The sequence below is a fragment of the Asaccharospora irregularis DSM 2635 genome (genome assembly GCF_900129815.1).
Taxonomy (GTDB): Bacteria; Bacillota; Clostridia; order Peptostreptococcales; family Peptostreptococcaceae; genus Asaccharospora; species Asaccharospora irregularis.
Map to the genome: position 1 here is coordinate 1 of NZ_FQWX01000047.1, position 12,457 is coordinate 12,457.

General features: G+C 30.5%; 11 protein-coding genes. 1 reads left to right on the forward strand and 10 read right to left on the reverse strand.

The genetic code is table 11. The annotated features are described in order from the left end of the window. Positions 1 to 351: 351 nt before the first annotated feature. The 10 genes from clpX to BUB34_RS11855 all read right to left on the reverse strand — a co-directional run bounded on the left by clpX (position 352) and on the right by BUB34_RS11855 (position 11,336). Entirely contained in the window at positions 352 to 1,602 is a 1,251-nt protein-coding gene (gene clpX / locus BUB34_RS11810; protein WP_073127548.1) for an ATP-dependent Clp protease ATP-binding subunit ClpX, read from the reverse strand. 19 nt (positions 1,603 to 1,621) lie between these two features. Continuing rightward, positions 1,622 to 2,206, reverse strand: a complete 585-nt coding sequence (gene clpP, locus BUB34_RS11815) for an ATP-dependent Clp endopeptidase proteolytic subunit ClpP (RefSeq protein ID WP_073127550.1) — start codon at positions 2,204 to 2,206, stop codon at positions 1,622 to 1,624. Positions 2,207 to 2,273: 67 nt separating this feature from the next. After that, positions 2,274 to 3,560: a trigger factor gene (tig, locus tag BUB34_RS11820; protein WP_073127552.1), complete on the reverse strand. Its 1,287-nt coding sequence runs from the start codon at positions 3,558 to 3,560 to the stop codon at positions 2,274 to 2,276. Between the two features lie 176 nt (positions 3,561 to 3,736). Further along, positions 3,737 to 4,258: a DUF2179 domain-containing protein gene (locus BUB34_RS11825; RefSeq protein ID WP_073127554.1), complete on the reverse strand. Its 522-nt coding sequence runs from the start codon at positions 4,256 to 4,258 to the stop codon at positions 3,737 to 3,739. Between the two features lie 160 nt (positions 4,259 to 4,418). Continuing rightward, positions 4,419 to 4,889, reverse strand: coding sequence for a metallophosphoesterase (locus BUB34_RS11830; RefSeq protein ID WP_073127555.1), 471 nt, complete (start codon positions 4,887 to 4,889; stop codon positions 4,419 to 4,421). Then, the gene (gene rph, locus BUB34_RS11835; protein WP_073127557.1) at positions 4,889 to 6,238 is read right to left on the reverse strand and encodes a ribonuclease PH; all 1,350 of its coding nucleotides are present in this window, start codon (positions 6,236 to 6,238) and stop codon (positions 4,889 to 4,891) included. The genes BUB34_RS11830 and rph overlap by 1 nt, the downstream gene beginning before the upstream one ends. A 166-nt stretch (positions 6,239 to 6,404) precedes the next feature. Then, positions 6,405 to 8,423 carry an NAD-dependent DNA ligase LigA gene (gene ligA, locus BUB34_RS11840; RefSeq protein WP_073127559.1) on the reverse strand — a complete coding sequence of 673 codons (2,019 nt, stop codon included), beginning with the start codon at positions 8,421 to 8,423 and terminating at the stop codon, positions 6,405 to 6,407. 164 nt (positions 8,424 to 8,587) lie between these two features. Continuing rightward, complete coding sequence (locus tag BUB34_RS11845) at positions 8,588 to 9,526, reverse strand: phosphoglycerate dehydrogenase (RefSeq protein ID WP_073127561.1); 939 nt, start codon at positions 9,524 to 9,526, stop codon at positions 8,588 to 8,590. A gap of 187 nt (positions 9,527 to 9,713) precedes the next feature. Further along, complete coding sequence (locus BUB34_RS11850) at positions 9,714 to 10,922, reverse strand: D-alanyl-D-alanine carboxypeptidase family protein (RefSeq protein WP_073127563.1); 1,209 nt, start codon at positions 10,920 to 10,922, stop codon at positions 9,714 to 9,716. Between the two features lie 219 nt (positions 10,923 to 11,141). Beyond that, positions 11,142 to 11,336, reverse strand: coding sequence for a hypothetical protein (locus tag BUB34_RS11855; RefSeq protein ID WP_073127565.1), 195 nt, complete (start codon positions 11,334 to 11,336; stop codon positions 11,142 to 11,144). Positions 11,337 to 11,592: 256 nt separating this feature from the next. Between BUB34_RS11855 and BUB34_RS11860 the strand changes: the two genes are divergently transcribed. Then, positions 11,593 to 12,285, forward strand: a complete 693-nt coding sequence (locus BUB34_RS11860; protein ID WP_073127567.1) for a Crp/Fnr family transcriptional regulator — start codon at positions 11,593 to 11,595, stop codon at positions 12,283 to 12,285. The last annotated feature ends 172 nt before the right edge of the window (positions 12,286 to 12,457 follow it).

Sequence of the window (12,457 nt, forward strand, 5' to 3'; positions counted from 1 at the left end):
CTACTGAATAATTTTCATTTACGCAACCGCATTTAGAGCATGCTTTTGGAACATATGTAAGCACTGCGTTTAATACCTTAAACTCAATACCTCTTATTTTTTCAATTCCATCTCCTGTAAATACTAAATTTTTATCGCTAATTCCTAGAATATTTGATATAATATCATTTGAGCACATGTCAAACCTCCTCGTTTATTTTGTTGTCGTGACTTAATTATACAACGAGTTTGACATGTGTTCTTTATTTTTTTAAAAAATAATAGCGCTGATAGTAATTAGTCCATTTTTGTCTAACGACAATTATGGATTTTTTATTACCATCAACGCTAAATATTATACAGCCTAATTATTTATGCACTTTCTTCTTCATCTTTAAGTACAATAATAGGCTTTTCTGAATCTTCATTTACAGATTTCTCTGTAACTATAACTTTCTTTATGTCTTCTCTTGATGGCACCTCATACATAGTTTCCATCATAGTAGATTCAACTATACTTCTAAGGCCCCTAGCCCCTGTATTTCTTTCTATTGCCTTTTTAGCTATAGCACGTAGAGCTTCATCTTCAAATTCTAATTCAACATTGTCTAACTCTAGCAATTTCTTATATTGTTTTACTAAAGCATTTTTAGGTTCTTTTAGAATTTGCATTAAAGCATCTTCATCCAGTAATTCTAATGTAGCTAAAACTGGTATTCTACCTATAAATTCAGGTATTAATCCGAATTTCAATAAATCCTCTGGTAAAACTTTAGCATATAATTTTCCTATATCTAGTTCTTTTTTACTTTCTATTTTAGCTCCAAAACCTAGAGTTTTTTCTCCTCCACGTTTTTGAACGATTTTTTCAATTCCGTCAAAAGCTCCTCCTAATATAAATAATACATTTGTAGTATCTATTTTTAAGAACTCTTGGTGAGGATGTTTTCTACCGCCTTGTGGTGGAACATTGGCAACTGTACCCTCTAATATTTTTAGAAGAGCCTGTTGAACACCTTCTCCACTAACATCCCTAGTTATAGATGGATTTTCTGATTTTCTAGCAATCTTATCTATCTCATCTATGTAAATTATACCTCTTTCTGCCTTCTCTATATCAAAATCAGCCGATTGAATAAGCTTTAATAAAATATTCTCAACATCTTCACCTACATATCCTGCCTCAGTTAAAGATGTGGCATCTGCCATTGCAAAAGGTACATTTAGTGTTCTAGCTAAAGTCTGAGCAAGTAACGTTTTACCTGAACCTGTAGGTCCTAATAATAAAATATTACTCTTTTGAATTTCTACATCCTTGCTACTAGACTTCTTATTATAAATTCTCTTGTAATGATTATATACTGCTACTGATAAAGCTTTTTTCGCTCTGTCTTGACCTATTACATAATCATTTAGTATTTCCATCATCTCTTTAGGTTTTGGCAATACCATGCCCTCATCTTGTATATTTTCCTCTATCTCTTCTTGGATTATCTCATCACAAAGTTCAACACATTCATCACAAATATATACATTTGGGCCTGCTATCAGTCTTCTTACTTGATCTTGGTCTTTGCCGCAGAACGAACATTTTAACTGTCTCTTCTCTTCATATTTTGACATATTAAGCACCTCTTCCTATCTACGGTCTATTTGTAACCACTTCATCTATTAAGCCATACTCTTTAGCCTCTTGTGCAGTCATGAAGTTATCACGCTCAGTATCCATTTTTATTTTTTCTAGTGGTTGCCCTGTTCTTTCAGATAAAATCTCATTTAAGGTTTGTTTTATCTTTACTATTCTCTTAGCATGGATTTCTATATCTGTCGCTTGACCTTGAGCACCTCCTAGTGGTTGATGTATCATAATTTCACTATTTGGTAAAGCAAATCTTTTTCCTTTTGCACCTGCTGCTAATAAAAATGCACCCATAGAAGCTGCCATACCTATACATATAGTACTTACATCTGGTTTAATATATTGCATTGTATCGTATATAGCCATACCAGCAGTTATGCTTCCTCCTGGGGAATTTATATATAAATGTATATCTTTATCTGGGTCATCAGCCTCTAAAAACAACAACTGCGCTACTACAAGTCCTGCTGTAGCATCATTAACTTGATCTCCTAAAAATATTATTCTGTCTTTTAAAAGTCTAGAATATATATCGTAAGATCTTTCTCCTCTTCCTGTTTGTTCAACGACTACAGGTACTAATGCCATAGATCATACCCCCTTATATCTTTATTGTGTATATTAATTACAGTAGCCAAGAGGCTACTGTAAAAAACTAAGCTATATTTGCACTTTCAACTAATAAGTCTAATGTTTTTGTTATTTTTACTTGACCTTTTATATCTTCTATATCTTCTGGTCTTAAAGATGATTTTATTTTTTCAACTTCCATGTTGTAAGCAGAAGCCATTTTTTCTAATTCTTGATTGAATTCTTCATCACTTACTTCTATTTTTTCAGCATCAGCTATAGCTTCTAGAACTAAAGATGATTTAACTAATTTCTTAGCATCTTCTCTTCTTTCTTCTCTTAATTGCTCCATAGTTCTACCTGTCATTTCTAATAAATGTTGTAGGCTTAAACCTTGGTATTGTAATTGGTAGTTAAGGTCGTTTAGCATGTTGTTTATTTGGTTGTTTATCATAGATTCTGGTACATCTATTTCTGTGTTTTCAGCAACCTTTTCAACTATAGTATTTTTTAACTCTACTTCTGCTGCTTTTTTAGCTTCTTCTTGTAACTTAGCTTTTATATCAGCTCTTAACTCAGCTAATGTATCAAATTCACTAGCATCTTTAGCAAATTCATCATCTAATTCTGGTACTTCTTTAACTTTTACATCATTTACCTTTACTTCGAATACAACTGGCTTACCAGCTAAAGCTTCAACATGGTATTCTTCTGGGAAGTTAACTTCTACTTTTAGTTCTTCTCCAGCTTTTTTACCTATTAATTGATCTTCAAATCCTGGTATGAATGTATTTGATCCTATAACTAAGTTATAGTTTTCTCCTTTTCCGCCTTCAAATGCTACTCCATTGTCAAATCCTTCGAAGTCTATTACAGCTGTATCTCCACTCTCTAATGCCTTGTCTTCAACGCTTACTAGTCTAGAGTTTCTATCTAACATTTCTTTTAATTTTAAGTCTACTTCATCTTCAGTTACATTATTCTCAACTTTAGTTACTTCTATACCTTTGTAGTTTCCTAATTCAAACTCAGGTTTAACTTCAACATTAAGAACCATAACTAATCCATTGTCTTTGCTTATTTCTTCTACATCTAAATTTGGGCTATCTACTGGATCTATGTTTAATTCTTTTATAGCTTGTGGGTAAACTTCTGGGAATAATATTTCTATAGCGTCATTGTAGAATACCCCTTTGCCGTATTGGCTTTCTATAACTACTCTAGGTGCCTTACCTTTTCTAAATCCAGGTAAGTTGTATTTAGACTTTGTTTTGTTGTATGCTTTATTTACTGCTGATTCAAATTTATTATTATCTACTGTTATTTTTAAAGTAACTTTGTTACCTTCTTTTTTTATTAGTTCTGCTTTCATTTATTCTATTCCTCCTAAATAATTGTGTAATACCTCATATCTACATATGGTATTATAATCCATTCTAATTATAATATAACTATTTAATTATATCACATAAGTTTTTTTATTTACAAGTATTCCCTTGCGATAGCAAACGACTTATCTTGTAATATTTATCTATAATACTATTTTTTTTACTTCATAGCTGTTCTACCAAAGTAACCGCCTCTTACGTTTCTAATTTCTGACACCGCTACAAATGAGCTTGGATCATACTCTGTAACAGTTTTTTCAAACGAATCTAGTTTTTTTCTATCAAGTACTATTTGTAATATATACTTAATCCCTTCTCTTCCTTTTCCCTCTATGACTGTTACTCCAAAGCCATGCGCTCTTAAGTACTCTGCATATTCATCTACTGCCTTGCTTGTAAATACCTGTGCTGTTATAAGCCCAATAGCAAGCTTTGACTCCAATGTTATACCTACAACGTTTCCAGTTGCAAATCCTAACGCATAAGACATAACTTTAAAAGGATCTGACATGCTGCTAAGAACTTTATCCATAGCAAATAGATATATCAAAATCTCAAAGATCCCTACAAAAAATGCTAATTTTTTCTTTCCTTTTACAACAAATATTGTTCTTATAGTAGCTAATGTAACGTCTGAACATTTAGCAATAAATATTAAAACATACCCTAATATAAATTCCATAGCAATCTCCTATTTAAAAACACCCTTTTATATTTATTTTTTATACCTACATTTATACCTTTATTTTTTATTTTTATATATTTATTTTTTTATTTTTATATATTTATTTTTAGTTTTTACTTTATACTCATATTTAAATATTGCTCATTTAATATAACTATTAAATACGTATTTCTTCTATTTTTATAGCCTCATCTTCGATTTCTATAATTATAAAGCTCTTATATTCTACACCCCTAGGTAAAGATAAACTACCTGGATTTATATATATAATACCGTCTTTATTTTTTTGAAATGGGACATGAGTATGACCAAATATAACAATATCTGCATTAACTCCCTTAGCTTTTTGCTCTATTCTATCTATACCATTTTTTACCCCATATGAATCTCCATGTGATAAAAATATTGTTTTTTTATCAACTTCAAAAACTAATTCATCTTCTACATGCTCAAAATCACAATTTCCCTTTACTGCAATTATATCGACGTTGGTAGCTTTATGTATGTACTTAGAGTCAGAAAAGTTATCCCCTGCATGTATTATTAAATCACATTCCTTTAGATACGGGATGGCTTTATTGATATTTTTTATCATTCTATGAGTATCACTTAATACACCTATCTTCATTATTTTACTATCCTCTTTGAAAACTCATCTTTCATTAACTTTAATGCGTTGGCTCTGTGACTTATAGTATTTTTTATTGAACTCGGTATCTCTCCAAATGTTTTGTCATATCCATTAACTATAAATATATTGTCATACCCAAATCCATTTGCACCTTTTTCTTCAAAACCTATTTTGCCTTCACATGTACCTCTTACTACAAACTCTTTGCCATCTGGAAATACTACGGCTATAGCAGATACAAACCTAGCAGTTCTTTGGCTCATAGGAACATTCTTTATAGCTTTTAGTAACTTTTGTCTATTTTCCTCATCTGTAGCATTTTCACCAGCATATCTAGCAGAATAAATTCCAGGCTTTTTATTTATAGCATCAACCTCTAAGCCGGAGTCATCTGCTATAGCTATCATCTTAGTTTTCTTTGCTATAGTTCTTGCCTTTATAAAAGCATTGTGTTCAAATGTCTTACCATCTTCAACTATCTCTATGCCTGCTAAATCCACGTCCTTTAAAGAGTATATTTCATAATCAAAATCCTTTAGTATTGCACCTATCTCTTCTAGCTTATGGGCATTGTTTGTGGCTATAACAACTTCATTTCCATATTCTACACCCAGTATTTCATCTGCTATTTCCCCTAGAACTTCTCTTTGGGCTTTTATTAACTCTTTATTTCCTTTTTTCCCTAAATCTAATAATTTATTTAAGTCTTCCATTGAGAACGGACTTTCTTCTCCTGTTCCTTGCACCTCAACAAACTCTCCCTTGTCGGTCATTATCAAGTTCATATCAACCTGTGCAGCAGAATCTTCCTCATAGCATAAGTCTAGTATATGTTCATGATTTACTATACCTACACTTATTGCAGATACAAAGTTTGTTATAGGCATCTTTTTTATTGATTTTGATTTATAAAGTTTATATATAGCATCTACCGTGGCAACAAATGCCCCAGTTATAGAAGCAGTTCTAGTACCTCCATCTGCCTGAATAACATCACAGTCTATCCATATTGTTCTTTCTCCAAGCTTTTCTAAGTCTACAACAGACCTAATAGCCCTTCCTATTAATCTTTGTATCTCTTGAGTTCTTCCATCTACTTTTCCTCTAGAAGACTCCCTAATTTTTCTTTGATGAGTAGACCTAGGTAACATAGAATATTCAGCATTTATCCATCCTGTTCCAGTATTTCTTAAAAATGGTGGTACTTTTTCTTCTATAGATGCAGTACAAATAACCTTAGTTTCTCCCATCTCTATCAGAACAGACCCCTCTGCATATTTAGTGTAATTTCTTGTTATTTTTACGTCTCTTATTTCATCGTTTTTTCTCTTATTGACTCTTACCATAAAAATCCCTCTCAAATCTATTTAGTTTGTTTATATATATAAATGATTCTTATTATAAAATTATAAGGCCTTTATACCGTCAAAATTGTATTATAATTTGACCCATTGAATAATTCTATCACTTTTGAATATAGTTTACTACCTATTAAACAAAAAGTGTTATTTACTATAAATTTTCCTGAACTTCCTCTTTGGATGATAAGTTTAAAATCTCTAAAAATTTCTCCTCATCTATAACTTTAACCCCTAGTTCATTCGCTTTAGTAAGCTTGGACCCTGCCTCTTCTCCTGCTAATACAAACGTCGTGGATTTACTAACACTTGAAGTAGCCTTTCCTCCTCTTAACTCTATCATTTCTTTGGCATCATTTCTTTTTAATGTAGGAAGAGTTCCTGTTAATACAATCTTCATTCCATCAAATATTTTTTCTAATCCTAAGCCTTTGTCTTCTTTTAGCTTAGTATTAATCTTTGCTGACTTAAGTTTATTGATTACATGTATATTCTTTTCTTCTTTAAAGAATTTAATAACACTGTTTGCCATAGTATCTCCAAACTCTTCTAAATTAACTAAATCTTCTTTTTTAGCATCCATTATTTTATCTAGATCTTTGAAGTTGTTAGCAAGTATCTTGGCGGCTTTTACACCTATATACTTAATTCCCAAACCGTTTATAAGTCTCCACAGTTCATTTTCCTTGGATTTCTGTATAGATTTTATTAGATTATCAGCAGATTTTTCTCCCATCCTCTCTAAATCTATTACATCTTCCTTTTCTATATAATATAAATCTGAAACATCTCTTATAATATTTTTATTTAGTAATAATGTTATTATCGACTCACCTAGTCCATCAATATTCATAGCTTCTCTAGATACAAAGTGTATTATTCCTCTTCTTATTTGAGCAGGGCAAGACATATTTATACATTTGACAGCCGCCTCACCTTCTAATCTTACTGTAGGTTCTAAACATACTGGACATTTATCAGGCATATTAAAAGGTATTTCATCACCTGTTCTCTCTTCTTTTATCACCTCTAACACCTGAGGTATTATATCTCCCGCTTTTTGAACTAAAACAGTGTCATTTACCATTATTTCCTTTTCCCTTATATAATCTTCGTTATGTAAAGTTGCTCTACTCACTGTGGTTCCAGCAAGTCTTACAGGTTCAAGAATAGCAGTAGGCGTTATAGTACCCGTTCTACCTACTTCTACAATTATTTCTTTTATTTTAGTTTTCTTTTTTTCTGCTGGGAACTTATACGCAATAGCCCATCTTGGACTTTTTGCTGTATAGCCCATACTTTCTCTTTGCTCTAAACTATTTACCTTTACAACCATTCCATCTATTTCAAAGTCTAAACTGCTTCTATTTTCAGTCCAATATTCTATATGATTTATTACATCATCAATATTTTTAAATACTTTATAATTAGGACTAACTTTAAATCCTAAATTTTCAAGAAACTCCAAAGACTCACTATGACTTTTAATTGCTTTATTTTCTATGTACTCTAAGTTAAATATAAATATATCTAATGGTCTTTTTGCTGTTAATTTAGGGTCTAACTGTCTTAAAGATCCTGCTGCTAGATTTCTAGGGTTTGCAAACAATTGAAGATTACTATCTTCTTGCTGTCTATTTACCTTCTCGAAATTTTTCTTTGATATGTATACCTCTCCTCTTACAGCAAACTCATTATCTTCGTCTAACTTTAACGGAATACTTTTTACAGTCATTAGATTTTTAGATATATCCTCTCCTACAATTCCATTTCCTCTAGTTGCTCCTTTTTCAAAAACACCGTTATTATATGTCAAACCTACAGATAGTCCATCTATTTTAAATTCAACTACATACTCAACATCCCCACTTACCATTCCTCTTACTCTTCTGTCAAAGTCCTTTAAGTCTTCCTTAGAAAATGCATTCGATAAGCTTAACATTGCTACCTTGTGTTGTATTTGTTCAAACTTGTCCAGAGGTTTTCCCCCAACTCTATTGCTTGGAGAATCCACTCTTTTTAGATTCGGATTTTCTTCTTCTAATTTTATTAGTTCTTTCATAAGATTGTCATACTCATAGTCAGATATCTCTGGTGAGTCCTGATTGTAGTATTTTTCATTATGATAATTTATCTCATCTACTAAATTTTTGATTTTATTTTCTATATCCATAAATATTCACCTCTTTATTCTCTTTTATATTATTGACAACTTTTTGTTATATTCTATATATTATAGAAAAATTTCTATTTTAAAATATTAAAAAGTTACCATTATTATTGTACCCTTGGTAACTTTTTAATATTTCTCTTATGATATATTTTTAAACACTATATCTAATAACCCTTGCTTATATCTACAATATTATCTAATGGTTTATTATCTAATAAGTAGTGTTTTAAATTATTATATACTGTATTAAACGTTCGTTCATCATTTCTACTAGAAGCCCATGAGTTATGAGGAGTTATTATTACATTTTCAAATTCCCAAAGTTTATTTTCTTTGTCTAAAGGCTCATTTTCAAAAACGTCTAGGGCAACCCCCCTAAACTTGCTTATAGAGTCTATTAAATCTTGTTCATTTACTACATTTCCTCTGCCAACATTTATGAATACAGAATTCTCCTTCATCAAATCAAACTTCTCCTTATTCATCATACCTATAGTTTCGCTTGTTGCTGGCATAGTGCATACAATAACATCACAGTTTTTTAGCACCTCGTCAATTTCATCCCTTGAAAAACATTTATCCAAGTACTTTTTATTTGTACCCTCAGTGTTTAATCCCCACATCTCTACTCCAAATGTTTTTAGTCTTTTCGCAGCCTCTAATGCTATAGTTCCAGTACCTATGAAACCTATTTTCTTACCATAGATTTCATCTATAGACATATCCATCTTCCATGTCTTATCTTGCTGCTGTTTAAAAAGTTTTTTGCTATTTTTATAAATTTGTAAAATATATAAAACTATCCATTCACCTATAGGTATGCTATATCCACCTTTGTTATTTGCTATTTTTATATTTCTCTTTGCAATTTCTTCTTTAGGCAGTTGATCTACCCCTATGCTTGTAAGTTGTATATATTTTAGGTTTTCCATCTGGGATATATCTAGTCTTTTGAATGGGTCATATGTGACTAAAACATCCACCGAGTTTACCTCTTCGTTGTTTTCTATTCTATTTTCTGGATAATAAAAAACCTCATATCCTAATTCTCTTAATTTATTAAATTTTTCTTCTCCATAATTTGCTGTGAATAAAACTCTCACAAGTAACCTACCCCCATTCTTTTATTTTGTTTCTAATTTATATTTTACTATATTTTGGACACTTTTTATTATGTATTTATATGTTTACCTAAAAAGAGTTACTTATAATCCTAATTCAAGATTTATAAGTAACTCTCATCTATTTTAATAAATGCATTTATTTAATATTATTGTTCCCATATACAAATTATTTATTAAATAAATTGCATATATATTTGTACAGTATCTTTGTTTTTGTTTTTATAGGAAGCTTTTTTGTATCTCCACTATTAAGTAATTTGCCACTTTGGATAAATTCTCCTGAATCATTATAGTATTTTACAATACCTACTTCATCGCCATCTCTTATAGGATACTTGATTTTTTCACTTTGAACTTCTATTTTTGGAGTGAATATCTCATTTTTACTCAGCACGGCATAAATATCATCTCCAGCTTTTAACTCTAATTCCAAACCATCTATGTCTTGTACCTTTTCTTTTCCTATGATTTGACCCTTTTGGGCTATTTTTTCCATATGAAATTCATCTTTTCCATACTTTAATATAGATTCTGCTGCTATCTTTCTATCATTTTTATTTCCTGTTCCTAATACAACGCCTAAAAGCCTATGGTCCTTGGCGTTATTATTATCTTGGCTTACCTCCATTGAGAAGGCAAGACAATATCCAGCTCTGTCAGTGTAACCTGTTTTAATTCCATCTACACCCGAAACTTCTACTAGTAATGGATTTGTATTATTGTATGTACAATGTCTCATTTCATTAGAGTATGTATGCATAGCAGTTACCTCTGTAACTTCCTCTTGATAGTTATCAAACATATATTTCCCAAGTATCGCCACATCTCTAGCTGTAGATTGATTTTCCTTTGGATCCAGCTCAGGATTTTTAGTATCATATACAGGAAGACCATTTGTGTTTATAAAATAGGTGTTATTCAGCCCTATTTTTTTTGCATTTTCATTCATCAACTTTACAAAACCTTCCTCAGATCCTCCTATATGCTTTGCTATTGCCATAGCTGCATCGTTACCTGAAACCAACATCAATCCCTTCATTAACTCTTTTAACTCTACTTTTTCACCTATTTCTAAGTGGCATGTAGATCCTTTTATAGCTGCTATTTGCTTGTCTATTTCTACTAAGTCATCTCCATTTACTTTCTGGTCTTTTATAGCCTCTATTGCTATCAAAAAAGTCATCATCTTCGTCAAACTAGCTATAGGTCTTTTTTCATCCGCTTGTTTTTCGTATAACACCCTGTTAGTATCCTGGTCAATTAATATAGCCGACTTAGAATGTTCATTTAAAATGTTGTTATGGGCATATGAATATCCCGGTGTTACTATTACCAAAATAGTAATAAATATTATCAGTTTTTTCAACTTAATCATTAAAAAGTTCCCCCATTATAACTTTTTTATAACTCTTTAAATCTTTTCCATAATATGTATATTTTATATAAAATTTTCCGTATTGTATATACTTTTAGCCAAAAGTTAAATAACACTATTAAATACTAAAAGTGATGGCCTGTAATTTACTTATTACATTCCATCACTTTTAAACATGTAAATAAAGCAGTTCTATACATTTAAAATTTGTCAAATCTCCTATCTTTTGTAACTTTTCCCTTTCATAAATACGTACATGAATAATAAAACTACAAGTATAAACTCAAGTACCATAAACATAAATAAAACTGTATTTTTGTTTTCTACATTTTTCCCCCATACCAACACAAATGAACTTATTAATAGACTTAGAACTAAGTTAGCCGCTATTAAAATCTTACCATTAAAATCCATATCAAATTCCCCTCTATTTAATAACCCTAATTTTTATTTTTATAATACAATAAGTGGCTTATGCTAAATATATTAGGTTTTATACTTTTAACATAACAGATTATTTTCAAAAATCAATATATTTTGCATAACTAGTCACCAGCAGGACATAACTGGACAACTTTTCCAGTACATAGGAGTTATCAGCTTGATAAACATAACCTTATAGTGTATATTAAAAATATAAATTTCTACAAAATATAATGGAGTGAAAATAATGTTAAGTAATGACCAAGTGGAATATCTATCTTCTATTTTACCATTTTGGAATAAGTTAAATGATGACCAAAAAGAACTTATAATAAATAATTCAAGTCTGGTAAATTATAAAAAAGAAGCACACATACACAATGGTTCTAGCGAATGTGTGGGAATTATAATTGTTAAAAGCGGAACCCTTAGGACATATATGATGTCTGATGAGGGAAAAGAAGTTACTCTATATAGATTGTTTGATGGAGATTTGTGCACATTGTCAGCATCTTGTCTTTTAGACAATATAACTTTTGATGTGTATATAGATGCAGAGGTAGATAGTCAGGTATTTTTAATAAACTCTAATATCTTCTCTACATTAATTAAAGATAATATATATGTTGAAAACTTTTCCTATAAGGCTACTATAGATAGGTTTTCTGATGTTATGTGGACAATGGAGCAGATATTATTTATGAAATTTGATCAAAGGCTCGCTTTATTTTTAATAGAAGAGTCATCTAAAAATAAATCTAATACCCTTTATTTGACTCATACTCAGATTGCTAAATATATAGGTAGTGCTAGAGAGGTAGTATCTAGAATGTTAAAATACTTCGCTGATGATGGGCTAATCAGTCTATCTAGAGGTAGTGTAACCATCATAGATAAAGATAGGTTGCTTAAACTATACTTATATACAAACTCAAAATAATTATAAGAAATATGGTGATCTAAAATAAAAGTCACCATATTTTTATATTCAAACCTAATTCTTATAAATACACTAATTTTGATAACGTAAAATAATTTGTGCTTATGATGAAATAAATACTCCTTTATGGCAATGATAAAAATATAATCAGATGCCAGAAAGGGGTATTTTT

Excerpts from the sequence above, each read along its gene's own strand:
- clpP (WP_073127550.1), bottom strand. The coding sequence starts at position 2,206 with ATGGCATTAGTACCTGTAGTCGTTGAACAAACAGGAAGAGGAGAAAGA.
- BUB34_RS11850 (WP_073127563.1), bottom strand. The coding sequence starts at position 10,922 with ATGATTAAGTTGAAAAAACTGATAATATTTATTACTATTTTGGTAATA.
- BUB34_RS11825 (WP_073127554.1), bottom strand. The coding sequence starts at position 4,258 with ATGGAATTTATATTAGGGTATGTTTTAATATTTATTGCTAAATGTTCA.
- tig (WP_073127552.1), bottom strand. The coding sequence starts at position 3,560 with ATGAAAGCAGAACTAATAAAAAAAGAAGGTAACAAAGTTACTTTAAAA.
- rph (WP_073127557.1), bottom strand. The coding sequence starts at position 6,238 with ATGGTAAGAGTCAATAAGAGAAAAAACGATGAAATAAGAGACGTAAAA.
- BUB34_RS11855 (WP_073127565.1), bottom strand. The coding sequence starts at position 11,336 with ATGGATTTTAATGGTAAGATTTTAATAGCGGCTAACTTAGTTCTAAGT.
- BUB34_RS11830 (WP_073127555.1), bottom strand. The coding sequence starts at position 4,889 with ATGAAGATAGGTGTATTAAGTGATACTCATAGAATGATAAAAAATATC.
- clpX (WP_073127548.1), bottom strand. The coding sequence starts at position 1,602 with ATGTCAAAATATGAAGAGAAGAGACAGTTAAAATGTTCGTTCTGCGGC.
- ligA (WP_073127559.1), bottom strand. The coding sequence starts at position 8,423 with ATGGATATAGAAAATAAAATCAAAAATTTAGTAGATGAGATAAATTAT.
- BUB34_RS11860 (WP_073127567.1), top strand. The coding sequence starts at position 11,593 with ATGTTAAGTAATGACCAAGTGGAATATCTATCTTCTATTTTACCATTT.